This is a genomic window from Nocardioides sp. Z22_16, assembly GCF_058134365.1.
On the sequence record NZ_JBYTTI010000001.1, the window covers coordinates 391,650 to 415,736 of the forward strand.

Annotated in this window: 28 protein-coding genes; 11 read left to right on the forward strand and 17 right to left on the reverse strand. The window is 70.2% G+C overall.

What is annotated here, in order from left to right:
• The first annotated feature begins 60 nt into the window (after positions 1-60).
• Positions 61-768, forward strand: coding sequence for a DUF72 domain-containing protein (locus AC3X7R_RS01850; protein WP_489963844.1), 708 nt, complete (start codon positions 61-63; stop codon positions 766-768).
• Positions 769-826: 58 nt separating this feature from the next.
• Here AC3X7R_RS01850 and AC3X7R_RS01855 read toward each other — a convergent pair whose 3' ends face one another.
• On the reverse strand, positions 827-1,282 hold the full coding sequence (locus AC3X7R_RS01855; protein ID WP_489963845.1) for a hypothetical protein: 456 nt from the start codon (positions 1,280-1,282) through the stop codon (positions 827-829).
• 78 nt (positions 1,283-1,360) lie between these two features.
• Between AC3X7R_RS01855 and AC3X7R_RS01860 the strand changes: the two genes are divergently transcribed.
• On the forward strand, positions 1,361-1,825 hold the full coding sequence (locus AC3X7R_RS01860) for a GNAT family N-acetyltransferase (protein WP_489963846.1): 465 nt from the start codon (positions 1,361-1,363) through the stop codon (positions 1,823-1,825).
• A 31-nt stretch (positions 1,826-1,856) separates the two neighbouring features.
• Here AC3X7R_RS01860 and AC3X7R_RS01865 read toward each other — a convergent pair whose 3' ends face one another.
• Positions 1,857-2,243 (reverse strand): hypothetical protein, encoded by a 387-nt coding sequence (locus AC3X7R_RS01865; protein WP_489963847.1) that lies wholly within the window; start codon positions 2,241-2,243, stop codon positions 1,857-1,859.
• A gap of 82 nt (positions 2,244-2,325) precedes the next feature.
• Between AC3X7R_RS01865 and AC3X7R_RS01870 the strand changes: the two genes are divergently transcribed.
• Positions 2,326-3,042 (forward strand): hypothetical protein, encoded by a 717-nt coding sequence (locus AC3X7R_RS01870; protein ID WP_489963848.1) that lies wholly within the window; start codon positions 2,326-2,328, stop codon positions 3,040-3,042.
• 31 nt (positions 3,043-3,073) lie between these two features.
• On the opposite strand, the gene AC3X7R_RS01875 is transcribed toward AC3X7R_RS01870, so the two are convergent.
• Positions 3,074-3,577: an NUDIX hydrolase gene (locus AC3X7R_RS01875; RefSeq protein WP_489963849.1), complete on the reverse strand. Its 504-nt coding sequence runs from the start codon at positions 3,575-3,577 to the stop codon at positions 3,074-3,076.
• A complete protein-coding gene (locus AC3X7R_RS01880; protein WP_489963850.1) occupies positions 3,574-5,211 on the reverse strand; it encodes a DEAD/DEAH box helicase in 1,638 nt (545 codons plus the stop codon). Before AC3X7R_RS01880 ends, AC3X7R_RS01875 begins: the two co-directional genes overlap by 4 nt.
• A 287-nt stretch (positions 5,212-5,498) precedes the next feature.
• Between AC3X7R_RS01880 and AC3X7R_RS01885 the strand changes: the two genes are divergently transcribed.
• Positions 5,499-5,927 (forward strand): PPOX class F420-dependent oxidoreductase, encoded by a 429-nt coding sequence (locus AC3X7R_RS01885; RefSeq protein ID WP_489963851.1) that lies wholly within the window; start codon positions 5,499-5,501, stop codon positions 5,925-5,927.
• 48 nt (positions 5,928-5,975) lie between these two features.
• Here AC3X7R_RS01885 and AC3X7R_RS01890 read toward each other — a convergent pair whose 3' ends face one another.
• Entirely contained in the window at positions 5,976-6,512 is a 537-nt protein-coding gene (locus AC3X7R_RS01890) for a GNAT family N-acetyltransferase (RefSeq protein ID WP_489963852.1), read from the reverse strand.
• Positions 6,513-6,706: 194 nt separating this feature from the next.
• On the opposite strand from AC3X7R_RS01890, the gene AC3X7R_RS01895 reads away from it, so the two are divergent.
• Positions 6,707-6,994, forward strand: a complete 288-nt coding sequence (locus AC3X7R_RS01895) for a hypothetical protein (protein ID WP_489963853.1) — start codon at positions 6,707-6,709, stop codon at positions 6,992-6,994.
• 16 nt (positions 6,995-7,010) lie between these two features.
• On the opposite strand, the gene AC3X7R_RS01900 is transcribed toward AC3X7R_RS01895, so the two are convergent.
• On the reverse strand, positions 7,011-7,871 hold the full coding sequence (locus AC3X7R_RS01900) for a nucleoside hydrolase (RefSeq protein ID WP_489963854.1): 861 nt from the start codon (positions 7,869-7,871) through the stop codon (positions 7,011-7,013).
• Positions 7,872-8,028: 157 nt separating this feature from the next.
• Between AC3X7R_RS01900 and AC3X7R_RS01905 the strand changes: the two genes are divergently transcribed.
• The 3 genes from AC3X7R_RS01905 to AC3X7R_RS01915 all read left to right on the forward strand — a co-directional run bounded on the left by AC3X7R_RS01905 (position 8,029) and on the right by AC3X7R_RS01915 (position 11,195).
• Positions 8,029-9,318 (forward strand): hypothetical protein, encoded by a 1,290-nt coding sequence (locus tag AC3X7R_RS01905; RefSeq protein WP_489963855.1) that lies wholly within the window; start codon positions 8,029-8,031, stop codon positions 9,316-9,318.
• A 212-nt stretch (positions 9,319-9,530) separates the two neighbouring features.
• Positions 9,531-10,163 carry a hypothetical protein gene (locus AC3X7R_RS01910; RefSeq protein ID WP_489963856.1) on the forward strand — a complete coding sequence of 211 codons (633 nt, stop codon included), beginning with the start codon at positions 9,531-9,533 and terminating at the stop codon, positions 10,161-10,163.
• Positions 10,164-10,280: 117 nt separating this feature from the next.
• Positions 10,281-11,195, forward strand: a complete 915-nt coding sequence (locus tag AC3X7R_RS01915; protein ID WP_489963857.1) for a DUF480 domain-containing protein — start codon at positions 10,281-10,283, stop codon at positions 11,193-11,195.
• A 478-nt stretch (positions 11,196-11,673) separates the two neighbouring features.
• Here the strand turns inward: AC3X7R_RS01915 and AC3X7R_RS01920 are convergent, their stop codons facing one another.
• Positions 11,674-12,027, reverse strand: a complete 354-nt coding sequence (locus tag AC3X7R_RS01920; RefSeq protein WP_489963858.1) for a hypothetical protein — start codon at positions 12,025-12,027, stop codon at positions 11,674-11,676.
• A gap of 446 nt (positions 12,028-12,473) precedes the next feature.
• Here AC3X7R_RS01920 and AC3X7R_RS01925 point away from each other — a divergent pair, with 446 nt between their 5' ends.
• Entirely contained in the window at positions 12,474-12,716 is a 243-nt protein-coding gene (locus tag AC3X7R_RS01925; RefSeq protein ID WP_489963859.1) for a hypothetical protein, read from the forward strand.
• Between the two features lie 419 nt (positions 12,717-13,135).
• Here the strand turns inward: AC3X7R_RS01925 and AC3X7R_RS01930 are convergent, their stop codons facing one another.
• From AC3X7R_RS01930 to AC3X7R_RS01950, 5 genes are all read right to left on the reverse strand, one after another.
• Complete coding sequence (locus AC3X7R_RS01930) at positions 13,136-13,792, reverse strand: hypothetical protein (protein WP_489963860.1); 657 nt, start codon at positions 13,790-13,792, stop codon at positions 13,136-13,138.
• 263 nt (positions 13,793-14,055) lie between these two features.
• Positions 14,056-14,205 (reverse strand): hypothetical protein, encoded by a 150-nt coding sequence (locus AC3X7R_RS01935; protein WP_489963861.1) that lies wholly within the window; start codon positions 14,203-14,205, stop codon positions 14,056-14,058.
• A gap of 94 nt (positions 14,206-14,299) precedes the next feature.
• Positions 14,300-15,184 carry an HpcH/HpaI aldolase/citrate lyase family protein gene (locus AC3X7R_RS01940; protein ID WP_489963862.1) on the reverse strand — a complete coding sequence of 295 codons (885 nt, stop codon included), beginning with the start codon at positions 15,182-15,184 and terminating at the stop codon, positions 14,300-14,302.
• 27 nt (positions 15,185-15,211) lie between these two features.
• Positions 15,212-16,867: an AMP-binding protein gene (locus AC3X7R_RS01945; RefSeq protein ID WP_489963863.1), complete on the reverse strand. Its 1,656-nt coding sequence runs from the start codon at positions 16,865-16,867 to the stop codon at positions 15,212-15,214.
• Positions 16,868-16,883: 16 nt separating this feature from the next.
• A complete protein-coding gene (locus AC3X7R_RS01950; RefSeq protein WP_489963864.1) occupies positions 16,884-17,660 on the reverse strand; it encodes an enoyl-CoA hydratase/isomerase family protein in 777 nt (258 codons plus the stop codon).
• Between the two features lie 249 nt (positions 17,661-17,909).
• On the opposite strand from AC3X7R_RS01950, the gene AC3X7R_RS01955 reads away from it, so the two are divergent.
• Positions 17,910-18,596 carry a type IV toxin-antitoxin system AbiEi family antitoxin domain-containing protein gene (locus tag AC3X7R_RS01955; protein ID WP_489963865.1) on the forward strand — a complete coding sequence of 229 codons (687 nt, stop codon included), beginning with the start codon at positions 17,910-17,912 and terminating at the stop codon, positions 18,594-18,596.
• Positions 18,583-19,422, forward strand: coding sequence for a hypothetical protein (locus AC3X7R_RS01960; protein ID WP_489963866.1), 840 nt, complete (start codon positions 18,583-18,585; stop codon positions 19,420-19,422). Before AC3X7R_RS01955 ends, AC3X7R_RS01960 begins: the two co-directional genes overlap by 14 nt.
• A gap of 264 nt (positions 19,423-19,686) precedes the next feature.
• Here the strand turns inward: AC3X7R_RS01960 and AC3X7R_RS01965 are convergent, their stop codons facing one another.
• Genes AC3X7R_RS01965 through AC3X7R_RS01985 form a run of 5 tightly spaced genes read right to left on the reverse strand, consistent with a single transcriptional unit; the run spans position 19,687 to position 24,083 of the window.
• Positions 19,687-20,472 (reverse strand): enoyl-CoA hydratase/isomerase family protein, encoded by a 786-nt coding sequence (locus AC3X7R_RS01965; RefSeq protein ID WP_489963867.1) that lies wholly within the window; start codon positions 20,470-20,472, stop codon positions 19,687-19,689.
• Positions 20,472-22,064 (reverse strand): AMP-binding protein, encoded by a 1,593-nt coding sequence (locus AC3X7R_RS01970; RefSeq protein ID WP_489963868.1) that lies wholly within the window; start codon positions 22,062-22,064, stop codon positions 20,472-20,474. Before AC3X7R_RS01970 ends, AC3X7R_RS01965 begins: the two co-directional genes overlap by 1 nt.
• A complete protein-coding gene (locus AC3X7R_RS01975) occupies positions 22,048-22,617 on the reverse strand; it encodes a pyridoxamine 5'-phosphate oxidase family protein (protein WP_489963869.1) in 570 nt (189 codons plus the stop codon). Before AC3X7R_RS01975 ends, AC3X7R_RS01970 begins: the two co-directional genes overlap by 17 nt.
• On the reverse strand, positions 22,610-23,332 hold the full coding sequence (locus tag AC3X7R_RS01980) for an ABC transporter ATP-binding protein (protein WP_489963870.1): 723 nt from the start codon (positions 23,330-23,332) through the stop codon (positions 22,610-22,612). Before AC3X7R_RS01980 ends, AC3X7R_RS01975 begins: the two co-directional genes overlap by 8 nt.
• Entirely contained in the window at positions 23,325-24,083 is a 759-nt protein-coding gene (locus tag AC3X7R_RS01985) for an ABC transporter ATP-binding protein (protein ID WP_489963871.1), read from the reverse strand. The genes AC3X7R_RS01980 and AC3X7R_RS01985 overlap by 8 nt, the downstream gene beginning before the upstream one ends.
• Between the last annotated feature and the right edge of the window lie 4 nt (positions 24,084-24,087).

The following is a 24,087-nucleotide window of genomic DNA, read 5'->3' on the forward strand; positions in this document are numbered from 1 at the left end:
AGGGCCGGAGGCCTCTGCCGAAAGCCCCTGGCGCTTGACGCGCCTGGCACGGTGGGGCACGTGGATGTGCGCGTGGGGCTGTGCGGGTGGACGATCTCCCAGGCGTCCTACGTACGTCGTTTCCCGCTCGTCGAGGTCCAGCACACCTTCTACGAGCCACCGGCCGACGCCGTGCTGGCGCGCTGGCGGGCGCAGGTGCCGCCCGACTTCGAGTTCACGATCAAGGCCTGGCAGCTCGTCACCCACGAGTCCAACAGCCCCACCTACCGACGCATGAAGAAGCCCCTCCCGGACAGCGCCCGCGGGCAGGTCGGCGCGTTCCGGACGACCCCGGAGGTCCTGGCCGCCTGGCAGCGGACCCTGGAGTGCGCCCGTCTGCTGCGGGCCACCGCGGTGCTGCTGCAGTGCCCCAAGAGCTTCCGCCCGACGGCCGACAACGTGCGGCGGCTGCGCAGCTTCGTGGCGCAGGTGGAGCGCCCGGCCGGGCGGCTGCTGTGGGAGCCCCGCGGCGAGTGGCCCACCCAGCTGCTCACGGAGCTCTGCTCCGAGCTCGACCTCGTCCACGTGGTCGACCCGATGCAGACCGAGACGGTGACACCGGAGCAGACCTACTACCGGCTGCACGGCACCACGGGCTCCCGGCACGTCCACACCGACGACGAGCTGCGCCGGCTGCGGGACCTCGTCGACGGCCGGCCGTCGCCGTACGTCATGTTCAACAACCTGCCGCGCACCGGCGACGCGGAGCGGTTCCGCGCCCTGCTCTGATCCGTGCCGGGACGCTGGCTACGTGTCGAGCAGCACCAGCCAGGAGCCCAAGCCGTCCTCATTCCAGCTCGGGGTTCCTCCATGACAGGAGATCCTCCCGCTGCACGTGCAGAGGGGGCAGCAGCTGGTCCCTGGCATCGGCCGGGAGCCAGTTCGGATCGGCGAACGTCCGGAGCTCGTAGTCGAGGCTGCGGAGAGCGAGCTCACGGTCCTGCTCGGCCAGGTGACCGGTGAACCGCAGCAGGGCGAACGCCGCCGCGCGAACGATCGCCGCCTGGTCCAGGTGGTCGATGCCCGACATGTGCCCCACCAGGGTGTCGAGCTGCGCTTGGTCGATCTTCATCACGTCGGCGATGGTCGAGTGCGGACCCAGCTCGTCAGGTCGACGTCCCCATTCCCACAAGACGTCTGACCCCTCGTCACTGCCGAACGGTGCGGTCTCCGAGGCGTCGTCGTCATAGGTGGGGTCGGTGAAGTGGGTGGCGAAGGCCGGGTGCGGCGCGAGCATGCTCACGGCGGGAGCCTCCCGCATCTACGGAGCCGAGTCCAGGACCTGCGAGTCCCTTGGGGCCGGCTCGTGGATGATCGGTCCGTGGCGAACCGCGACAGCTGGGAGATCCGCCCCGTGGGCGAGGACTGCGACGACCTCCTGGGACTGAGAAGGCGCTGGTTCCCGCCGGCCGAGGACGACGGTGACGAAGGCTTCGACGAGGAGTTCCGCGCCTGGTGGGCCGCCGAGCGTCACCACCGACGCGCCTGGGTGGCCTACGACGACACCAGGTGCCCGATCGGCATGGCCAACGCCCAGGTCTTCTCGCGCATGCCCGCGCCGGGGCGGCCGCGCACCCAGTGGCTCTACGGCGCCAACGTCTACGTCGTACCGGAACAGCGACGCCGGGGCGTCGGCCGGGCACTGATGACGGCCCTCCTCGGGTTCGCCCGGAGCAACGGCATGGTGCGGGTGGTGCTTGCGCCGTCGGAGGTGTCGATCCCCCTCTACGAGTCCCTCGGCTTCCGCCCCGCCCACGACCTGATGCGCCTCGACCTGTCCTCGTAGCGCGATGACCGACAACAGCTGCTCCGGCAGCTCATCGTCGAGGGACACGCTCGGCGGCGCTGAGGAGTCGCGGCAGGATCGTCGCCAGCTCCGCCAGCGCCGCATCCAGCGGTGCGCTCGCCAGCTTTTCGGCTGTCGCCGCCTCCTCGTGGAGCGCGAGCGCGCGCAGGGTGTCAGCCAGGTCCTGACCCTCGAGGTCGACCTCGACTCCTGGGTCGACCTGGTGGAGGACGAGATCGATGCAGGCACCGACACCTCGCGACTGGTCGTCGGCCTGGGGAAAGGCCGGAAAGCGGTCGCTGAGCTCGTCGTGGCCCGCGCAGTAGATGCCCTGGGTGCCGCCGCACTGCCCGGGGGCGAAGCCCGCCGGTACCAGGACGGGGTCGAGGGCTGCCTTGACCGCCTGGGCGAAGTCCATCTCCACATCCTGACAGGGCTGGCACCGCGCGACCTGGTCATCCCCGGCGCCAGGGTCCCCGGGTAGTGCAGACTCGCCCCTTGTGACCGACGAGCAGCCCGCCCCGCCTTCGCGCCTCGAGGCCATCCTCGGGCTCCCGCTCCTCCCCTTCGTGCTGCTCTGGGACCTCGTTCGCGCGCTCGGACGCCGGGTGCGCGCCGTGCTCTCCGCGGTCGCGTCCGGGGTGGCGCGGCTCCTGGCCGCGATGAAGCGGGGGGTGCTCCGGGTGCTGCGCACTCCCCTGCGCTGGCTCTCCGCGGCGCTGCGCGCCGTGGGCCGGGTGCTGCGCCGACCGTGGCGTTGGCTCGCGACGGCCCTGGGCGCCCTCCTCGGCTGGGTCGAGGCGGCTCTGCGTGCGCTCGGCCGGCTGCTGTCGGCTCCGGTGCGTTGGCTCTGGACGGCCCTGAGCACGCTCGGCGGCTGGGTCGCGTCCGCCCTGCGTGCGCTCGGGCGGCTGCTGGCGGCGCCGGTGCGTTGGCTCTCCGCGGCGGTACGCACGGTGGGCGGCTGGGTCACCCGGGCCCGTCTCCTCGTGGCACGTGTCTTCGGCTCGCCGATCCGCTGGGCCAGGGCCGCCGCCCGCGCCGTGTGGCGTGTGCTCGCCGCACCCTTCGTGTGGGTCGGTGACCGCGTCGGCCGCGCCGTCCGGCGCCTGCGCGACGGCGTGCGGCGGCAGCGCCAGCGCCTGGCGAGCGCCGGCCGCCGTCTCGTGGGTCGGGTGCGCGCAGCGCTGCCTCGCCCGCGCTTCCGCCGACGCTAGGCCGCGGCCTGGGGGCTCCCACCCGAGGTCGTCAGCTCCGCGGCAGTGAACCCAACCAGGGCCGCATGTTGGCGACGGCGTCCGGCATGAAGTCCAGCTCGTCGAGCATCTCCAGCAGCCGCGCCGGGGTCACCCACTGGCCCCAGGCGACCTCCTCGGGTTGCCAGCGGATCGGGCCGTCCCAGAGGCACTCGTAGCAGTAGGCGTGGAACCTGGTCCGGTCGTCCGCGTAGTCGCACTCGAAGAGCGGCACCAGCTGCGCGCCGGAGACCCCCAGCTCCTCCTCGACCTCGCGGGTCGCGGAGACGAGCGGGTCCTCGTCCGCCTGCAGCACTCCCCCAGCGGTGAAGTCGTAGAGGCCCGGGTAGAGGTCCTTGGTCGCGGTGCGGCGATGGACGTAGATCAGTCCCTCGGAGCTGCGCACCACCACATGGGTGGCGGCGTGGCGCAGGTTCTCGCGTCGCACTCGGACTCGGTCGGCCACCTCGCCGGTCGGCTGCCCGTCGGGCCCGTACAGGGCGACCCGCTCGCTCATGCCCGCCGGCCCGCGAGGTCGCCGTCCGCGGTCATCGAGGTGGGCGGGAGCCAGTCGGCACCGAGCAGCTCCGCGAGGTCGGCCAGGCCGCTGGTGTCGCTTCCCACCGAGTCCGACGCCGCGGCGATGCGCTCCACCATCACCTTGCCGACCTGCTCCTCGACCGTGCCCTCGGCGTAGGCGATGTGCCACGGCGAGACCTGGTGGTCGCGGTGGGTGCGGCCGGTGACCTGCCGGGCGGCGATGCCCGAGAAGCGGGCCTGGTGGAAGAGGCCGACCCGCGGCTCGGTGCTCGCCTGGCGGCCGTCGGGGAGGGTCTCGCCGGCGTGCAGGCTGATCGAGGCGACCGTGGTGAAGACGCAGACCTTCGCCTCCCCGGTCTGGAACCTGAGCCGCTCGGCCTCCACGTCGAACCGGTCGCGGCCATAGATCGTGGCCACCTCGATCCCGGCGTCACGCAGCCGGTCGGCGATGGGGTCGGCGGCGGTGGTGACGAACTCGACCGAGCAGGCCACCTGCCGCTCGGCCTGCACCTGCTGGGCGATCCAGGCGACCGTCGAGTCGACCCGGATCAGGCCGGCCTTCTGCCGGAAGCGCAGCAGCGCGGCCCGGCCCTTCACCACGTTGCGGCCGCGTCGCGCGAGGTCCATCTCACGGCAGAACTCGCCCCACTCGGCCTCGTACGCCGTCCGCTCCGTCGGCGTGAGCGTCACCGGCATGCCGGAGATCGGCACCGGCCCCCACGGCGCCGCGCGGTGCAGCATCGCCGGCGGCCGGTCGTCGGCGAGCCACCCCCGCACCAGCTTGAGGTCCGCCGCGCGTCGCGCGGGATCGGCGGTCCAGGTCGCGCCGTAGCGGCCGTGCTCGACTGCGACGCCGTGGCGCTCGAGCGCGGTGGCGAACGCCGTCCCGGGCTGCGTCGCCGAGGTCCACTGCCGCATCGGCTCGCGCAGCACCTGCGCATAGGCGGGTGCCAGGTACGGCAGCTCGAGCGGCGTGTGTCCGGGCGTCGCGGTCGTCGCGATGACGAACGGCGCCTGGTCGTGCGGCTTGCCGTGCCCCGAGACCTTCGCCCAGAGCTTCCACCGCTTCGTCGTCGTCCGTCGCAGCGCATGGGCCTCGTCGGCGATGATCACGTCCCAGGGGTGGTCCTTGACCTTCTCCAGCCGGTCCCAGGTGATCACCACCCACTCCAGGCCCCCGTCGCCCAGCGCGGTGATCGTGCGGCACCAGTGGCCGATGGTGATCGCGGCAGGCCGGTCGGCCACGACGAGCACCCGGCGCGCGCCGCGCAGGTCGCCCACCGCCGTCGCGCCGAGGACGGCCGAGATCGTCTTGCCCACCCCCGGCTCGTCGGCCAGCAGGAACAGCCGACCGCCGCTGGCGGCCCGCTCGGCGATCGCGTCGGCCGCCTCGAACTGGATCCTCCGGGGCTCGAGAGCGTCCGTCGGTGGGGGGTTGGGTGTCGGGTCGTCGGGGTTCAAGGTGTTCTCGAGGAACCGGCCGAGCGTGTGTGGTCCAGGAGCGTAGGGAGCCAGATGCGCGGGCAGCGCGCGCCCGACGAAGAGGTGGGTCTTCACCGCCGGGTGCCAGGCGGCGCCGTCGACCTGGGTGCCGTACGGAACGTCGAGCACCCAGACCCGCTCGCCGGGCCCGGCGGCCGGCAACGGCCGCGGCGGCTGTCGCGTCCGGCCCCGTCGCGCCGACGCGCTGCGCCCGCGAGCACTGGTTCGACGAGAAGTGGCCACCCGCGGACGCTACCCGGCTCGCCCCCTCACCCCGTGGCGCCTCACCCGGTGGCGCTCGCCCAGCGCGGACCCGACCGACCGGGGCAGCGGTACCGAAGCCCGATCCCGGGTACGCACCCCGGGGCCTCGGTGACCCCACGGCCAGCACATTCCTTCGACGAACGGAGCTCCGGATGCCTCCCACTCCCCTGACCGACTCGGCCCGGCAGATGCTCGAGAAGGCCAACCCGGCCGTGATCGCGACCGTCCGCTCCGACGGTCGACCGGTCTCGGCGGCCACCTGGTACCTCCTGCGCGAGGACCGCGTCCTCGTCAACATGGACGAGGGCCGCAAGCGGCTCGCCCACCTCCGGAAGGACCCCCGTGTCTCGCTCACGGTCCTCGACGAGGCGTCGTGGTACACCCACGTCACGCTCATCGGACGTGTCGTGGAGATCTACGACGACGAGGGGCTGGCGGACATCGACGCGCTGTCCACGCACTACAGCGGTCGGCCTTACCCCACGCGCGACCGCGCGCGGGTGAGCGCCCTGATCGAGATCGAGCGCGTCCACGGCTGGGGAGCGCAGAAGAACAACGACCAGCCGGACGGCAGCGAGTAGGGACCCGCTGGGGTTGCTGAGACTCGACAACCCTGCCGTGAGGTGAGGTCAAGCAGAGCCGGTCTGTTCGGAGCGCAGGATTCCCATGAGCACGATGTCCTCGTACTCGCCTCGGACCCACGCATGCTCGCGCTGTCGGCCCTCGACCACGAAACCTGCCTTCTCGTACGCGCGAATGGCGCCGGCGTTCGAGGCGATCGCCTGAAGATGGATTCGGCGGAGGTTGCGACGCACGAACCCGAAATCCACGAGCTGGGCGATCGCTGCCGTTCCGATGCCGCGACCGCGGGCCTGGGGCACCAAGCTGAGCCCGGCCTCGGCGTGACGGGCGAACGAGTCGAACCCGAACAGCGACGCAACGCCGACCGCTGTCCCGTCGACGTCGACGACGAAGTTCACGGCCTCGTCCCGTGCAGCACTGTCGGCGGCGAGCGCGCGTCGCGCATTGAATCGTTCCCTGGTCAGCGGGACTGGTGCCCAAGGATTCCGCTCTTCCCAGGTGTCCAGATCCGCCGCGATGCTGAACAACACATCAAGGTCGTCGTCGGTCTGCGTCCGCAGCAACACTTTGGGCATGTCGGGCATGGGGAGCACCGTAGTTCAGCCCGGGTATCTAGGCTCCGAGAAACGCTCGTTCTGGCGCTCGACCCTTCCCGCACGACTCAGCAGCATGACCGTGGCACCTGCTTCACTGAGAGACCGTGAGCTCACGGTCGAACGGCCGGATGAGATGGCTGTCCGTCGGCGGGTGCTGGCGATACGTTGAAGGCCGCACGGCCATGGGTTTCGGCGACGGGGAGGTGCTCATGCTCGGGGTGTTGTTGGTGGCGATCGCCATCCCGGTCTGCCTGCTCGCCACGCAGCTCTTCTGGGGAGCGGAGCCCACGCGTGCTCGGATCCTGGCCACGATCTGGGGCGGCATCGTCGCCGCCCTGGTGATCTGGATGCTGGTCGCGAAGTTCGTCGGGCTGCCCGAGGAGTCGTCTGGACTGGCAGGTCTGACGATCGAGCTCATCGTGCTGGCCGCGGTGCTCGGCACGACGGGGAAGCGCCGAGTCGCGGCCTGAGCGCGCGGCGACTCCCTCAATGAGGGCCCTGGACAGCGTCGGCGAATGCCTCCACCACTGCGGGACCGTCTGCTGCCATGACCACGTCGACGACGAACCCAGCCTGCGAGTGCCCCACCGGAATCAGCCGTCGTCCCACGACCGCCATGCGAGATCTCGTGACTTCGAAGAGCTCAGGGTGGGTCAGGAACACCAGTGCGCCGACGTCACCGAGCATGTGGTCGCGCCGGACGCTGAGCAGGTCACCGGCGAGCTGAGCCGCCGGTGCTGGCGCGTGCTGCAGCCGCGCGACGAGTCCCGGCGACACGGTGACCGTCTCGAACAGATCGATCGGGTACACCGTGGTCGGAACGCCGGCTTCGAGCACGGCGACTGCGGCAGCTGGATCCTGGCCCACGTTGAACTCCGGCTCGTCCTCGACGACCAGCTCGCCGCCGACCAACACGATCCCTGCAACGCCCCGGCGCGATGCGTAGTGGGCGACGTTCGTCAGCGGAGCGCAGGCGGCCACCGTGATCGGACGATCGGACGTCAGCGCGTCGAAGAGTCCCAGCACATCCATATGCGGCTCTCGCACCTGGCTGGCCGGTCTCGGGTTCACGCCTCCCAATCCGTCGGGCCCGTGATTGGTCGGCCCGATGCGGGGCCCGCTTCCCTGGGTCGAAGCGGACGCACCGGCCGCTACCGGGATCGAGGCCTTGCCGACCGCCGCCAAGACAGTCGCAGCGTTGCGAGCACCTACGTGGACGGGCACGTTCCCGACTACGGCTGACACCCCAGCAACATCGAGGCGTGACGTCGCCGTCGCGTACAGAATCGCCAAGGCGTCGTCGATCCCGGTGTCGACATCAAGAAGAACCCTGGTCGGCTGTGCCATCCAGCCAGCCTCGCAGCCCGGACCGACGACCGCCGCACGGAGTCACCGTGCGGACGGACGCTCTGCTTCGGGGTCTTGGGTGCGTCGGTCATGAAGTGATTCTCGCCCCGTGGGTCAGCTCGTCGACTCGGCCCCGCGCCTCCCCTAGCCTTCGTCCATGCGGACACGGGGGACGACGGGACTGGTGATGGCGTCGTGCGCGGCGCTGCTGACGACGCTGCTCGGGGGCCAGGTCGCCTCGGCGACCTCCCACGGGGCGGCACCGCGCGAGGACGCGCCGAAGATCCTGACGCCGTACCCGAAGTTCTCGCCCAACGGGGACGGCGTCCACGACCGCCTCTCGGTCGGCTACCAGCTCCGTGTCGCCGCGCCGGTGCGGATCCGCGTCGAGCCGGACACGGACACGAAGGTCGCGCCGTTCACCGTCGAGCTCGGGCGGCAGCGGGCCGGCCGCCACACCTGGACGTGGGACGGTCGGACGCCGCGCGGCCGACTCGTGCCGCACTCCTATTACCGGATCCACGTCATCACGCCGCAAGGTAGCGGCGACGCCTTCGCAGAGGCGGACCTGGAGTTCGGGGGCGGCCTCTACGTCGAGGATCGGTACGGCGCCAAGAAGGGCGTGGTGCCCAAGGTCTACCCGCGCTCGGTCGACGTGCGCGACGGCGTGCGGTTGGCGGCCTACGGGGAGGACGGCATGCGACGTGCTGTCGTCTCCTTTCGCAACGCCGACGGACGGGTCGTGCTGCGGCGGACGGTCCGCCTCCGGAAGAAGTGGGGCGCCGAGGTGGTCTGGGAGGGGCGCGACGGCCGCGGTCGCCCCCTGGCTCCCGGGCGCTACACCGGCACGGTCTCGGGCGAGGACGTGCTGGGCAACCGGGGCTCGAGCAAGCCGGTCCCGCTCTACGTCTCCCGCGACCGCCTCGTGTGGCGGGAGGAGACGAGGACGATGACCGCGGAGGAGGCGATGACCCCGCCGTGCGTCGGGAGCTCGTGGCCGGAGTGCTGGGCCTACCTCCCGCAGGGTGAGGTGACGCCCAGCGCCCAGTTCCCTGGCGGCCTGACCCACCGGGCCGACCCGAACCCCGACGTCTGGGGCCGGGCGGAGTCCAACTACTTCGTCCGCGTTCCCGAGGCGGTGCGCGGGCTCGACGCCATCCGGGTCGCCTTCGTGGGGGCGCCGACCAACGCCGGCGAGATCGACGAGGGACACCTCAGCACCGAAGCGTTCCGCGAGGAAGGCGTCGTGGTCTCCTCGAACAGCACCGCGCAGACCCCGTGGGACGAGAACCCGGTCTACGGCGACGGCCAGGGGTGGGGCAGCCGCTCCGAGCGGTTGCCTCCCGGCGCGTACTGGGAGTTCTGGACCGACGGGGACGCCGGGGACGACGCCTTCGACGTCGCGAGCTTCACCCTCGACATGCGCTTCCTAGTCGTCGCGGAGTAGCACGGCTCCGGGTCGCATACGGTCTGGTTGTGGTCATGGACGTGCAGCGAGGAGTCCCCTTGGGCGTTCGGGAGGACCGCGCGCTCGTCGCTGTGCCGACACCGAAGCCTCCGCCGGGGACGGCATTCCCGCCGCGGCGCCTGACCCTTCGCGGGGCACCGGTGTTCGAGCTGGGTCTGTGGTGCGGGACCTGTCCTGCTCTCTTCGAGAAGTTGAGCGAGCCGGTGGCGGCGGATCTGGGGGTTGCGAACGAGCGCCTCAACGCTGGCCTCGGGGCGATCGAGGCTGACGTCTTGCGGGCATACGGGAAGGCGCTGCCCAAGTCGCACTACACGGCACTCCTGATCGATGTGACCCCTCAGCTCGTGACGCCAGGGAGCACGTCCGACTACTTCACTCATGAGCAGGTCGCTACATGGGGCGTGGACCCTGTGGCCGGTTCACCCCAGAACCCGGCCACGCCCTATTACCGAACCTTCGAGACGCCGGTCGGGCCAGACCAGCACCTGTACGAATTCGTGGTGCCCATGGTTCCGCCTGCCTGGAACGACCAAGAGCGTGTGGCCGAGTACAGCGGGAGTTCTGGAGGGGCGCCGCCCACTGCTGTGGCGTACTCGCTCCTCGACGTGATCCAGCCGGCAATGGAAGCAGGGGACGACTACTACGAGCACTGGGTGCTCAGCCACTTCCTGCTGGATGGACACCACAAGGTCCAGGCAGCCGCGGCCGCCGGCAACCCTGTGCGCTTGCTCAGTCTCGTGGACGAGCGCATCAGCATCGCGTCACAGGATGAGATCGCGACCCTCGTCGAGGCGCGCTCCAAGCCGCCTCAGACCAGAACCTGAGCGCAGAGGTCAACGAGAACCTGCGGCGGCCGATCGGCAGCGTCCCCGGATGGCCACAGGCGGGGAAAAGACGCTCTCCGATCCGCAATTGTGCCGAGGCAGATCTAAGGTCGTGACGTGAGAGAACTCCCCGTCCTCGATGCGACTGACCAGCGCATCCTCGGCAGCCTGCTGGAGAAGCAGACGACCGTGCCCGCCACCTATCCCCTCTCCGCCAAGGCACTGGTGTCGGCGTGCAACCAGACGAGCAGCCGCGACCCCGTCACCGACCTCGACCAGCAGACCGTCGAGCGGACCGCGAAGTCGCTCAAGGAGCGCGGGCTGCTGCGGATCGTGTGGTCCGACACCGGACGCCGGACACTGAAGTACCACCAGATCCTCGACGAGCATCTCGCCCTCGAGCCCGACGAGCGAGCGCTGCTCACGGTCCTGCTGCTCCGCGGCGCGCAGGCGCCGGGTGAGCTGCGCACCCGCACCGAGCGATTGCACGGGTTCGCCGACCGGGGCCAGGTCGAGGAGTGCCTGAGCCGAATGGCGAGCCGCCCGCAACCGCTGGTGCGCGAACTCGAGCGCTCGTCCGGCCAGCAGGATCCGCGCTGGATCCACCTCCTGGGCGCCGCGCCGGAGCGGACCTCAGGCGAAACCGATCCGGCTGGGAGTGCCGACCCGTCGCGCATCCACGTCACGCAGATCATCGCCGACCTCCACGTACCCGACCTCCCCGCCTCCAGGAGCTTCTACAGCGACTACCTCGGGTTAGCCGAAGAGGAGTTCAACCTGGGCTGGGTGGCCCGCCACACGTCGCCGGCATCCAGGGCGACGCTCCAGGTGATGACCAGCGATGCCACCGCGCCCGTGGACCCCGTCGTCTCGGTCATGGTCGACGATGTCGAAGCCGCCTACCGCCAAGCACAGGAGCGTGGGTACGAGATCGTGCATCCCCTGACAACCGAGGCATGGGGCGTGACTCGCTTCTTCGTCCGCGCTCCCGATGGCAACGTGCTCAACGTCGTTCAGCAGCACGCAAGCTGAGGGTCTTGGTCATCCGCGGCGGAAAGACGCAGCCCAACGGAGGGAGGGACATGCAGTCCTGAGCGGCGGCCTAGAGGCCACGGATCTCTGCGCCTATGGCGGTGGGTTGCCCCCTCCATTGGTCCCGGCCCCAAGGTGGGTCCTGCTGCGCCTGCTCCTCCGTGATCGGGATGAGACTGAATCCGGAGGGACTTCTTGGGGTCGCGACGTATAGGTCACCCGCTAGCTCTAGCAACATGAGGTCCCCCTGAGTCACGCGAACCCGGGCCGTGAAGACGCTTGATCCCTTCTCGTCCACGAACGACCATGGATCACTGACGACTACAGACACCTTGCGCACCCGTCAACGCTAACCCTTGGCTCGGGGCCGCGAGCAGATCACGCCAGATCCATGCGCCCGGATCGCGGCGGAATGGGTCAGGTCAACCTGGCGCGATCCGTGCAGCCCAACGGTCGTGGCAACTCTCCACGGGCGCGACTACATCCAGGGAGCGAGGTAGCCGGTGCACTCGGCCGGCTTGGTGGTGGTGTAGAGCGAGGACGCGTCGACCAGCACACGACCCGACGCGGGTATGAGCTCTGGATACTCGCCGGAACCGCCGATGATCTCACCGGACTTGTTCGTGCAGACCACCTGGAACGCCGACCCAGCAAGCGGCTCATCGGTCGGATTCGTGACTTCGAACTGGGCGCCGTAGGAGTCGGAGTACTCCGGCTGGTAGATCGTGCCTGGGAAGGTGCCCCAGTCATCGGAGGTCTGGTCGTCGAAGGTTCCCTCGTCCTCGACGAGCACCGTGGCCTCGATGGTTGCGGGCTTCTTCCCCTTCGGCACCTCGACCTGGGTTGCGACCGGGAGCACTTGTCCTGGCCAACTGAAGTGAGATACCTGGGAGCCGCTTGCAAGTAGTCCGCCGGAATCGTCTAGCAGGTTGAAGTTGACGGTGACGGTCTGGCCGGCTGCGCCGAGCTCTGAGCGGTGGGGTCGCTCGAATCGGAGGAGTCGTCAGAACCGCCACCGCAACCGGCAAAGCAGGACCAAGGCCGCGCAAACCGCGAACATTTTCGCATGGAGTGGACCGTAGTGCAGTCGATCGCCGGCGCGGTGCCGATCAGAGAACGTCTAGCTCACGGGCCACTTCATGGGAGGACTCGTTCGCTCGCGCTCGGGTGGTAATTGAGCGCGCGCCATCACATGACCGCTGACGCGGGGGAATGACTCAGCTACCACGGCAGGGGAGATGGCTCCCGCGGTGCGCGAACGTCGTGGATGATGCGCAGGTGACTTCTCTGGGAAACCCCTCGGCGATCGCACGGGCCGTCGAGGAGTTCTTCGCACAGCACGAGGTCGCCACGCTCCGACTTCCCGCAGGATGGTTCGGTCGGCCGTATGACAACTGGCATGAGCTGACGGGAACGCAGGCGGACGGCGAGAACGTGCAGGTACGGCTGGATGACAAACAGGAACTCACCCTCGACGCGCGGAAAGTGTCTCTTCAGAGGAGCGCATCCTTCGGGTCGTGATCCGACGCGGCAATTGGCGCTGGACCGAGTACGGGGCCGACGTCGAGCACACCGAGGTGCTCGGTCCAGGCGTCGTGGAGTTTCACGCGCCGTTCCGTCGCTGACCTAGCGCCCGCACTTCAGCCAGTCCTTGACACAGGGGGGGTGCCAGATCCGTGCGGCGTTCTCGAGACGAAGGCTGATCGCTTCGTGTTGACTGCTCTCGACACTCGACACGAGCAGTCCGAGGACCGACATAACGTCAGTTCATAAACAATCCGTAGGCAAGTTTCACTGCATCGCGGAGGTCCGCGCGGGCTACATCGACGAAACCGGGCTCTTGGGCGTCAGGTCAAAGGACGCACACCATGGGGGCATGCGAACGCATTCCTCGCATGCGTGCGTAGAACCATGGCCGTCGGGTGCCCGGAGTGCAGTGCTCAGCGTGCTTCGGAAATCGGGAGGGCGTCGATGCGGAACGTGCGGCTCCGCCCCGTCTGGGTTGGGTGTGTGATCACCGCCAGCAGCCGCCCGTGGGCCGTGTAGAGACTGTCACCGTCGGGGCTTCTGTAATGCTCGACGTCCTCGTCGGGCTCGATGTCTCGCAGCCGAGGCACCGAAGCGAAAGGCGCCAAGATCCACGCCGGGTCGGTCACGTGCATCACTAGGGTCTTCTGTGCCGGCGTCGCCCGCGTCCAATGCGCCGTGGACAGGCCCCCGGTGCTCGTGGTCTGCACCTCGCCCGAGCGGATGCGGAACCGGTAGTAGCCGCTCTGCTCATCGGCCTTCATCGTCTGGACGTCACCGTTCAGGATGCCGTTGCGGCGAACCACCGTGACGTTGTGCGTGCGGGCTCCCTGAAACTGGGCCACCATTCGGTGGTCGTGCGTGGCAAGCCAGCGCTGGGCGGTGGCCGCGGGGGCCGCCGAATCCGAGGCGGGTGGACGGACCGGCGCGTTGCCGGTGATCCAGGCGACGCTGAGGGCTGCTCCGAGGATGATCAGCAAGCCCGCGGTGACCCCACCTCGACGGCGTCGTCGACGAGAACTCGTGGCAGCACCAGCGCCGGGTGAGCCGTTCGCGATCGCCATGCTCATGCCCGCAGACTAGGGCAAGGCCGCCACGGCTACGCAGGATATGCGAACTGGTGGCCGCGCCGCGCGTCCTGGGCTGAACGCGACCCCCGATGGGACGAAGCATGTCGACTCGACCAAGGCGCGGGCTGTCGAAGACTTCGAGCCCGACATTGGCAACATCCGTGAGAGAGCTGGGCGGCTGCTGAAAGCGGCCAGAGCGAAGGACTGACCTCCGAGTATCCATATGACGGAAATACGTCATTCTGGGTGGTAAGCCGCACCCCTCACCCGCGGCCCGCTCGCTCCTCCCCAAGCCAACCCCGGTTCATCCGCAGCGCGTCGTTGACGCCGTACCGGACCGCCAACCGGATGATCCAGAACAGTGCAAAGAGGACCAGCACGGCGAGCAGGACGAAGAACAGCGAGGCTTCCATCCCCGGAGGCTAGGGCAGACTCCTCCCCCGCCGCGGCAAGAGATGCAGAACGGCCGCCCCGGATCCCCGGAGACGGCCGTCGTGCAAGAGGCGTTCAGCTCTCGCGCCGCACCTTCCGGGCGTGCGCCAGCCAGTCCTTCGCTTTCTCCATGTGCGCGAGGTCGACGTGGGTGCCGCGGAAGCGGACTGCGCCGTGGCCCTCGGCGCTGGCCTTCTCCACGGTCTCCACCAGCTCCTCGTGGTAGGCGACCTCCTCGTCGGAGGGGGTGTAGACCTCGTGCACCACCGGGACGTGGGAGGGGTGGATCAGGATCTGGCCGCGGAAGCCGAGCTGCAGGCCGTAGTCGGCGAACGTGCGCAGGCCCTCGAGGTCGGCGAGGTCCTCCCAGAGACCGGTGAGCGGGTGCAGCCCGAACTGGCGGCAGGCCAGCAGGATGCGGCTGCGCAGGTAGAGCGTCTCGCTGCCCTCGCGCGACTGGCGGTAGCCCACCGCGCGGGCGATGTCGGCGTGCTCGGAGGTCGGCCCGATCATCGCGCCCACCCGCGGGGAGGCGCCGGCGATCTCGGTGGCGTTGGTGATCGCGTCGACCATCTCCACCGGCACGATCATCTCCAGGCCCTCGGCGCCGTTGCGCGCCTCGAACCAGTCGATCAGCGTCTCCCACCGGATCACGTCGGTGGCGTTGCGGATCTTGGGGGTGAACAGACCCGTCAGCTCGGGACAGACGACGGCCTCGAGGTCCGCTCCCGACATCTTGGTGTCCAGCGCGTTGGGCCGCACGAAGAGGCCCACGTCGGGCGACTCGGCACGCAGCTCGGCGAGCGTCTTGCGCGCGGTGTCGCGGGCCGACTCCTTGAGACCGGCCGGGACCGAGTCCTCCAGGTCGATGACCAGGCAGTCGGCCCCGGAGGCCAGCGCCTTGCGGGCCCACTCGGGCTTGTGCGCAGGGACGAAGAGGATCGAGCGGTAGGGATGCACGTCACAGGCTCCTGGAAGAGAGGTGGCTCAGCGGGTCTCGGGGGTCCGGTCGAAGGTGTCCTCGGTGACCCCGAGCTCACGGAGCTTGGCCTTCTGCACCCGCTGCGACGGGGTCTTGGGCAGCTCCTCGACGAAGCGCAGGAAGCGCGGCACCGCGAACGACGGGATCCGCCCGTCGCAGTGCGCCCACAGCTCCTCGGCGGTGACCTTCTCCTTGGTGATGACGTAGGCCATCACCTCGTCCTCGCCCGCCTCGGTGGAGGCCGGCACCGCGATCACCGCGCACTCCACGACGGCCGGGTGACTCAGCACGGAGGTCTCGATCTCGTAGGAGGAGATGTTCTCCCCGCGGCGGCGCAGCGCGTCCTTGAAGCGGTCGACGAAGTAGTACCAGCCCTCCTCGTCCTGCCGCAGCGCGTCGCCGGTGTGGTACCAGAGGTTGCGCCACGCCTCGACGGTCTTCTCAGGGGCGTTGAAGTAGCCCATCGAGCAGATGAAGGGCACCTTGGGCCGGATGACCAGCTCGCCGATCTCACCCACCGCGACCGGCTCGTCGGTCGCCGGGTCGACCAGCGCGACGTCGAACCACTCGTCGGCGGCCAGGCCGGCCGCGCCCGCCGGGCGGTCCTCGCCGTACGGCGAGATGATCGGCGCCGAGGTCTCGGTGAGGCCGAAGACCTCCACGAACGCCTCGATGCCGTAGCGCTCCTTCATCGGCTGCACCAGCGTGGCGGCGGTCGGGGCGGCGAAGACGACCCGCAGCGGGTTGTCGGCGTCGTCCTCGCGGCGATCCTGCTTCCAGATGAAGTCCATCATCACGCCGATGAAGTTGGTGACCGTCACCCGGCTCTCACGGATGTGGTCGATCCACCGGCTCGCGGAGAACTTGCTGCGGATCACGCAGCGGGCCCCGGCGACCAGCGTCGGGTAGGCGGCCATGAACTGGGCGTTGCCGTGGAAGAGGGGGGTGAGCGTCATCCAGGCGTCGTCCGGGGTGAGCCGGACCAGCGAGACGCACTCGTCGGCGAAGAAGTACATCTGGGCGTGCGGCATCGCCACGCCCTTCGAGGGGCCGGTGGTCCCGGAGGTGAAGAGGACCGAGGCGAGGTCCTGCGGCTGCACCTCGGGCAGCTCGACGCTCGTCCCGGCGGGCAGCTCGACCTCGAGCTCGTCCCACGGGGCGGCCTCCCAGCCGTTCTCGCGGAGCAGCGCGATCGCCTTGTCCTGCTGGCCGTTGTCGATCACCCAGAACTTGGTGATCGTCGAGGCCGCCTCCTTGACCGCGACGAACCGCTCGGCGAAGACGTCGTCGATGACCGCCAGCTTCGCCTCCACGGTGCGCACCTGGTGGGCCAGGAAGTCGTGCTCGTAGGCGGTGTTGATCGGCACCTCGACCAGGCCCGCCACCGCGGTGCCGATCCAGGTGCGGACGAAGCGCGAGGAGTTCTGGGCGACCAGCACCACGCGGTCACCCTGGCCGGCGCCGTGGGTGAGGAAGGTGCGGCCCACCCGCTCGGCGGAGGCCAGCATCTCGGCGAAGGTCCACGTGGCGCTCTCCTCCGGCACGTCGAGCCAGACCGAGTCGGGTCGCTCGGCCACGTGGTGGCGCAGCACCGTCGGCAGCGCCCACTTCGAGCGGTCCTCGAAGGTGGGCTTCAGGTCGCGGTAGTAGCGGAACGTCACTGGTTCGAACCCCTCGTCAGGACTTCTTGGCGCGGGCGCCACGGAAGTCGGGTTTGCGCTTGGCCAGGAAGGCCCTGGCTCCTTCGAGCATGTCCTCGCTGCCGATCGCCTGGATCAGCGCGCCGAGGTTGGCGGCCATGTTGTCCTTCGACAGGTTCCACCACTGGTTGGAGCTGGTCTTGGCGATCTCCAGGTAGCGCGGGCTGAGCGCGTCGATCTCGTCGAGCCACCGCTCCACTGCGGCGTCGAGGCCGTCGTCGGGGACGACCTCGTTGACCAGGCCCCACTCGTGGGCCTGGGCGGCGGAGTAGCGACGGCACATCATCGCCATCTCCTTGGCCCGGCGCTCGCCGATCTGCACCGCCATCAGGTTGGTCGCCCCGAGCACCGGCGCGGAGCCGACCTTGGGACCGGTCTGGCCGAACGTCGAGCGCTCGGTGGCGATGGCGAAGTCACAGGCCACGACCATCTCGTTGCCACCCCCGGCGGCGGCGCCGTCGACCGCGGCGATCACCGGGCGCGGGCAGGCGCGGATCGCGTCGAGCAGCTTCAGCGACGTGGTGAAAAGACGCCGCAGCTGGGCCGGGTCGGGCTCGCCGAGCTGGGTCAGCGCGCCACCGGCGCAGAAGCTGCCGGCCGCCCCGGTGATGACCACCGCGCGGGCCTCGGCGGCGTCCTCGACCGCGGTGATCATGGCGCGGGCCATGTCCAGGTCGTAGGCGTTGCGCCGCTCGGGTGCGTTGATGGTGATCCACACGACGTCGCGGCGCTCGGCCACCTCGATGCTGCCCACGGGCGCTCCTCTCCTACCACCTATTGATGGTGTTGATGATCAACATTACCCTCAGACGCTTCCGCTTGGCAACGGCCCCCGCCACCCTCTCCCAGTCGGCCCCCGACCGCGAGGACCCCCGGGACGTCATCGGAGTGGGTCGTCCGGGCAACCAGGGCCGATGACGTCCCGCGGAGGAGTTGCCGGGCCCGATTGGACTCAGGGACCCACGGCTTTACAGATAACCTCCGGAAGAGGCACTATTCTGTTATGGCGACGGGGAAAGACTTCCTGACGACCCAAGAGGTATCCGACCTCCTGGGTATCGAGTCGCGCCAGGTCCGCGGCCTCGCGGAGTCGGGATCCATCACGCGCATCGCCCGCGGCATCTTCGACCGCACCTCGGTGGAGCGGTACCGCGTCGAGCGCGGCTCGGGCCGAACCCGGACATGGGCAGAGCACACCGCCTGGGGTGCGATCGCGCTGCTCTCCAACGTGGCCCCGCTGAACGTCGGCGACACCCAGCGGTCCCGGCTCCGCGCCACCCTGCGGGAGATCACGGACCCGACCGAGCTGGCCATCAGGCTGCGCGACCGCGCGATCGTCTACACCTGCACTGGCCATCGCTCCGTCGCAGAGCGCATCCGCAACGACCTCGTCGTCCCCGGCCGCCAGCGACTCGGGCTCGTGGAGGCCGACACGGCCATCGACGGCTACGTCCACGCAGACCAGATCGCGGACCTCGTGCACCGTTACCGGCTGATCGAGGACGCCACCGGGTCCATCATCCTGCGCAGCACCCGCATGGACGTCGACTTCGTCAGGTACCTCGCGGCCTTCAACAGGACGCTGTCCGCCGTCGACGCCGCCACCTCCCTCGACCCGCGCGAGCGCGGCGTGGGGGAGCGCCACCTACTCAGCAGGCTGGAGCTGTTCCGCCAGAATGACCGACTCTGACCAGCCGGGCGCCAGACGCCCGACAATCGACGTCGCGAGCCCGCTCGGTGGCTGGCCCGCCCCGTGGCCGAACGTCGCCGAGATCGCCGCCGTGCTGCCGACCGACAAGTGGTCCCTCGTCGGCGGCCTGATGGCCCAGCTGCACTCGATTCACCGGAACTTGGGGATCGTGCGGCCGACTAACGACGTCGACATCGTGCTGCACATCGAGACCTCTCGCGGCATCGCTGCCGAGACCGCGGACGCGCTTCGCTCCCTCAGCTACACCCTGCGTCCGGCCGTCGACCCGCGCGACAACACCGCGCACCGCTTCTTCCGCGGCACTAGCAAGATCGACCTGGTCGCGGGACGTCCGGACGAGGACTCCGAGAGGCAGCAGCACGAGCAGGAGGAGGAGGTCGTGGACGTCCTGGTCGCCGACCACCACGCACCAAAGGTCACCCAACGACTCGCCGGCCGCGACATGGTCCGCATCGAGGGCGGAACGCAAGCGCTCCGGCGCACCATCAACGCGCGCCTGGAGATCGAGCCCGGAGCCCTCACCACGGTCTCGGTCCCCGGCCCGTTCGGGGCGCTCATCTTGAAGGCGGCCGCCTACAAGACCGACACCCGTGACCGCGACCGCCACCTGCGCGACGCCGTGGCCCTGCTCGCCTGCATCGACGACCCGTTCGCCGAGCGCGCCGGCCTCACCGGCTCAGACCGATCCCGTCTCCAGACGCTCCGCACCAGGCTCACACCCGACGAGGTGTCGTGGGCCACGCTGACCGGCCAGGAGCTCGTCGACGCGAAGACGGCGTGGGAGATCCTCACCGACGAGGACTGACCCCAGACCGGTACGTACTAGGCATGACGGTCAGCCAGTCCCACGCCTGCGTGGGCAACCGATCATCCAGATCCCGAAACTTGGGTCGCTCATAGGGACACGTCCGGTCAGGGCGGCCCACCGCTCTAGGGCGTCATGGGCACTGGTCGTCCCAGCCACCCAGGTCGATGACGTCCAGCGGGGGTGGGGCCTACGGCCCCGGGACGTCATCGGAGTGGGTCGTCCGGGCGACCAGGGCCGATGACGTCCCGCGGAGGGGGCGGGTCAGGTACGGCGAGCCCGGAAGGCCGCGACCGCGTCGCGGTGCTCCGGGGTGCCGAAGAGGAGCGCGATCGCCTCGACGGACTCCGGGTAGCCGACCTCGGTGCCCCGGTTGAGGAACGCCTTGCCGACCTGCACGGCGAGCGCGGAGTTGCCGGCCATCTCGGCAGCCAGCTCGACCGCCGCGTCGACCAGCCGGTCGTCGGCGTGCACCTCCTGCACCAGCCCCATCTCCAGGGCCTTCGCGGCGTCCACCGTGCGGCCGCTCAAGGCCAGGTAGCGCGTCCAGTGCCGCCCGATCACGTCCGGGCCGCGGACGATGCCGTAGCCGGGCATCAGCCCCACCGAGGCCTCCTTGAAGGAGAACCGGGCCGACTCCGCGGCGTACGCCACGTCGCAGGCCAGGGTCAGCTCGCTGCCCCCGCCGAAGGCGATCCCGTTGACCGCGCCGACCACCGGGACGGCGCACTTCTCCACCGCGTGGAACGCCTCGTAGACCCGCAGCAGGTGGGGCCGGACCAGGTGCACGTCACCGTCCAGGCCATGGAACATGTCGATGTCGCCGCCGGCGGAGAACGCACGCCCCTCCCCCGTCAGCACCACCGCGCGGTGCGGGTCGCCGTCCTTGCCGGCCCGGCGCATCAGGCTGGTCAGCTCGGCGAACCACTGCTGGTCCATCGCGTTGAGCTTCTCGGGCCGGCACATGGTCACCAGCAGCACGCCGGAGTCGAGCGACTCCAGCCGGAACCGCTCGTAGCCCTGCAGGTGCTCGGGCAGCGCGGTGCTCATCAGGCCTCCCGGTCGTAGGTGTCGGGGGTGACCCCGTCCTGGCGCAGCTTGTACTTCTCCACCCGCTGGCTCGGGGTGAGCGGCAGGGCGTCGACCAGGCGCACGAAGCGCGGGACGGCGAAGGCGGTCAGCCGGCCCTCGCAGTGGGCCAGCAGCTCCTTCGGCTCGAGGCGGACGCCGGGAGCCGGGACCACCGCGACCATCACCTCCTCCTCGGAGAGCTCGGAGTCCACCCCGAAGGCGGCGACCTGGGCGACGTCGGGGTGCTCGGCGAGCACCCGCTCCACCTCCCAGGTGGAGATGTTCTCGCCCCGGCGGCGCACGGTGTCCTTCATCCGGTCGAGGAAGGTGAGGTAGCCGTCCTCGTCGAGGACGCCGCGGTCACCGGTGTGGAACCACAGGTTGCGCCACGCCTGCACGGTGGCGGCCGCGTCCTCCTCGTAGCCGTCGAACATCCAGCCCGGGTTCTTGGGCCGGGCCACGATCTCGCCGGGGCTGCCCGGGGGCAGCGCCTCGTCGTTCTCGTCGACCACGGCGACCCGGTAGAGCGGCGACTCCTGGCCGGCGGTGCCGACCCGGCGCCGCTCCGGCGGCATCTCGCAGATCAGCGAGAACTCGGTGCTGCCGTAGATCTCGGTGAGCCGCAGGTCGAACCGCTCCTCGAACGCCTCGAAGATCTCGGCCGGGCACGGGGCGCCGAAGGCCACCCGGACCGGGTTGTCCCGGTCGTCGGGCAGCGCGGGCTGCTTGTGCAGGATGCTCATCATCGCGCCCTGGTAGTTGAAGGCGGTGATGCCCTCGCGACGGCAGATGTCCCAGAAGCCCGAGGCGGTGAAGCGGCGGTGCATCAGCAGCCGCGCGCCGGCCTCGAGGGCGGTCATCACCGAGCAGTAGCGCGCGTTGGAGTGGTAGAGCGGGAAGACGCTGTAGAGCCGGTCGGCCGCGGTGTAGCCCATCAGCCCGACGGTGTGACGGGCCAGGTTGACGTTGGCCCGGTGCGAGAGCCGGACGCCCTTGGGCGGCCCCGTCGTCCCCGAGGTGTAGAGGATCACCGCGATCGAGCCGGGGTCGACCACCGGGGCGTCCGTCGCCGGGTGGGCCAGCAGGTCGGCGAAGGTGCTGGTCCTGAGCCCCGGCAGCTCCACCGGAGCCGCGTGCGCCGCAGCCGGCTCCTCGGGGTCGAGCAGCACCAGGTGCTCCACCGACGAGCCCTCGACCGCGCCCTGCAGCAGCTCGAGCAGCTCGGGTGCGCAGACGACCACCCGGGCCCGCGACTTGGTCAGGCAGTGCTGGAGCAGCACCGTGCCCGACGCCGGGTTGAGCGGGACCTCGACCAGCCCGGCCCGGGCGATGCCGAACCAGGCCTGGAGGGCGGCGATCCGGGCGCTGGTCAGGACGGCGACCCGGTCGCCCGGGCCGAGCCCGAGGGCGAGCAGGCCGGCCGCCACCGAGCTCGCGGCCCGGTCGAGCTCGACGGCGCTGGCCGCCTCGTCCTCGACGACGATCTCGGCGTCGCGGCGCGCGGGGTCGGCGGCCAGGGCGGCCAGCCACCCCCCGATGCTCAGGTCCGGCACGTCAGGCGTCTTCGGCAACGGGCTTCTCCTCCTGGGTCTTCCGGCCTCGACCGTCACCGGCCAGCCGGGTGGAGTCGTGGGAGGCGGTGACCCGGGTGGGCACCACCTCGATCACGACACGCTGGGGGCTGTCGAGCAGCCGCACGAAGGCGTCGGGGTCCTCGGGGGCGAGCCGGGGGGCCAGCTTGCGCACCCTGTCCCGGATCACCTCGCGGTCCCGGTGCACCCGGGCCTCCCCGCGCAGCGCCACCATCCGGCGGCCCGGCAGGTCGGTCCCGGTGTTGGAGACGACCACGGCGACCCGCGGGTCGGAGTCGACCCCGCGGACCTGGCGGCGTCCCTCGACCGTGGCGAACCAGAAGTGCCCGTCCTCGTCGACCTGGAAGCTCATCACCACCGCGGTGGGGAACCCGTCCTGGAGGAACGAGAGCACGCACTCGGTCTGGGCCTCCCAGAGCCGCTGCTGCTCGGCGACGCCGAGGCGCGCCTGGGCGAGGTCCTCGATGTCCTTGTCGCCCGGGCGCCCCGCGGCAGCGACCGGCTGCTCCGGCTGCTCCGGCTGCTCAGGCATCGTCGACGAGCGCTGCCTCGCCCAGCATCGCGTGCACGATCGCCTTGTTGCCGCGCGCCTCCGAGGCGGGGCCGCTCCAGACGGTCTCGCCGCGGTTGACCACGACCACCGAGTCGGCGATCCGCAGCCCGGCGTCGGCGTTCTGCTCGACCATCAGGATCCCGATGCCCGCGTCGGCCATCGTCCGGACGCTGCTGAGCACCTTCTCGACCATCGTCGGCGCCAGGCCCATCGAGGGCTCGTCCATCAGCATCAGCTTGGGCTTCGACATCAGCGCCCGCCCGAAGGCCAGCATCTGCTGCTCGCCGCCGGAGAGCAGGCCGGCCTGGGAGTGGCGCCGGTCGCCGAGGATCGGGAACTTCTCGTAGACCTCCTCCATGCCGGCGTCCAGGCCGCCGCGGGGCGCGGCGTACCCGCCGATGCGCAGGTTCTCCTCCACCGTGAGGGGGAAGAAGATCTTGCGACCCTCCGGGACCAGCACCATCCCCCGGCGCACCACCTTGTGGGCGGGGATGCCGGTGGTCGCCTTGCCGTCGAAGGTGACCGTGCCGGAGGCGGGCTTGTGGAAGCCGGCGACCGCGCGGAGGCTGGTCGTCTTGCCGGCGCCGTTGGCGCCCAGCACCAGCGTGATGCTGCCGGCCTCGGCGGAGAACGAGACGCCGTGCACCGCCCTCACCGGGCCGTAGTTGACGTGCAGGTCGGTGACCTCAAGCATCGTCGGCCGCCCCCTTCCCCAAGTAGGCCTCCTGGACGTCGGGGTGGCGCACCACCTCCGCGGGCGTGCCCTGGGCGATCAGCTTGCCGAAGTTCATCGCGAAGAGGTAGTCGCAGGTGTCGACCATCATCTGCACGTCGTGCTCGACGATGAACTGGGTGATCCCCTCCTCGAGCAGCTGCTTCATCAGCGCGCCGATCTCCTCGCGCTCGGAGGTGTTCATGCCGGCGGTCGGCTCGTCGAGGAGCAGCAGCCGGGGACGGCCGATGATGGCGCGGGCGAACTCCACCCGGCGCTGCATGCCGTAGGAGAGCTCGTCGGGGCGCATCCGCGCCACCTCGCGCAGTCCGATCCGCTCCATCACCTCCTCCACCCGGGTCGAGGCCTCCTTGCGCGTCTCCTTCGGCAGGGTGTCCTGGCCGAGCAGGATGTTGTCGCGCACCGAGCGGTCGTCGAGCAGCCGCACCGTCTGGAAGGTGCGGGCGATCCCCATGTGGTGGACCTTGCGCGCCGGCCGGCGGGTGTAGTCCTCCCCGTCGAGCACGAAGCGCCCGCGGGTCAGCGGCGTCAGCCGGGTCATCGCGCCGAGCAGCGTCGACTTGCCCGACCCGTTGGGGCCGAGAACCCCGTAGATCTGGCCCGGCCGCATCTCGAGGGTGATGCCGTCGACGGCCTTGACGCCACCGAAGTGGACCGCGACGTCCTGGACCTCCAGCAGCGCCGTCCTGGCGCGCACTGCGGTGTCAGTCATCTGC